The 1,450-nt window shown below is 57.2% G+C and carries 1 protein-coding gene; it reads right to left on the bottom strand.

All coding sequences use genetic code 11. The features are described from left to right. Positions 1-33: 33 nt before the first annotated feature. A protein-coding gene (locus NCR93_RS31625; protein ID WP_425129934.1) for an IS3 family transposase occupies positions 34-1,397 on the bottom strand; the annotation gives its coding sequence in 2 pieces (ribosomal slippage) (positions 34-926 and positions 926-1,397; 1,365 coding nt in all). Between the last annotated feature and the right edge of the window lie 53 nt (positions 1,398-1,450).

The raw sequence follows: 1,450 nt of genomic DNA, 5'->3' as shown, positions 1-1,450 counted from the left end.
TGAACTGACCCCGCAAAGTTGGACAGTTTTGGGCTAGGCCGCTAAGGGCTGAGTTCTGTACATCACAGGACTCAGCCCTTTCAGCTTCAGCTTGATGCGGTGGTGATTGTAGTAGTGAATGTAGCGTCTGATTCCGGCCTGAAGGGCTTCGATGCTCTCGAAGCGGTTGGGGTAGAAGAACTCCGACTTCAAAGTGCCGAAGAAGCTTTCCATGGTGGCGTTGTCGTGGCAGTTGCCCTTGCGCGACATGCTTTGCGTCAGGGCTCGTTGCGAGAGCAACGCCTGGTAAGCGCCCATCTGATAGTGCCAGCCTTGATCCGAGTGGACCAAGGGGCGATCATCGACTTCCAGCCTTCTGAACGCCTTTTTGATCATGTTGGCGACCATCGCGAATGCCGGACGAGTGGCCGTCTCGTAGGCGATGATCTCGCCGTTATACAGATCCAGCACCGGCGATAGATAAAGCTTTCGCTCGCCCACCCGGAATTCAGTGATATCGGTGACCCACTTCTGGTTCGGCCCCGCGGCATCGAACTGTCTTTGCAGCACGTTCGGCGCAACCCGTCCCACCGTCCCGCGGAAGGCTTGAAACTTCTTCGGGCGCACCAGCGACTTCAGTTTCATGAGGTGCATCAACCGCTGGACGGTCTTGTGATTCACAACAGTGCCCAAATGCCGGACTGCGTGAGTAATGCGTCGATAGCCATAACGCCCTTTGTGCTGCTCGAACACAGAACGAATACGCGCCTTGAGCTGCGCGTGTTTGTCCGCCTTGCGTGAAGCCTTGCATTGGTAGTAGAACGTGCTGCGCGCCAGGCCGGCCACTTTCAGCAGGCCGTCGAGCGCAAACTCATGCCTCAACCCGGCCACTACTTGCGCTTTTTGCGCTGCGCTGTAGGGCTTTCCGAGCGGATCAAGGCATCGAGTTTTTTTAGGTACGCATTCTCCATGCGCAGATAGTTCAGCTCCTTCAGGAGCTCTTCCTTCGTGCGGGCCTCGTCGGATTTGGACGAAACCGCTGGCGCAGATGACTTGGGTTGCTTCACGGAGCGTCCTCGGGGGCGCGGCTCAAGGGCCTGCATACCTCCCGAATCATACCGGCGCTTCCAGACATTAATCGCGCTCGGATTGCGGATATCGAACATCGCGGCCGTCTCTCGGCACGACAGGGCCTTGGTGTGCATGAACTGCAGCACCTTCAGTTTGAATGGGCCGTCGTAGAAACTGTACTTCTTCTTAAACGCCGCCTCGCCATGCGCCCGCCACGCCGCCACCCATTTACGCACCGTGCCCTGGCCCACGCCATGTTGACGCCCCACCTCTCCGTAACCACCGCGCTCGCCTGATAAATAGTCTTGAACGACTCTGCTCTTGAGTCGTGCGCTGTACTTGCTCATGAAAAAACACCCCAAATCGTTGAACGGGTGTCCAACTTTTGGGGTGCAGTTCA

It is taken from the genome of Caballeronia sp. ATUFL_F1_KS39, from assembly GCF_023630985.1.
Taxonomy (GTDB): domain Bacteria; phylum Pseudomonadota; class Gammaproteobacteria; order Burkholderiales; family Burkholderiaceae; genus Caballeronia; species Caballeronia zhejiangensis.
This window is presented reverse-complemented; position numbering and strand designations above follow the sequence as displayed.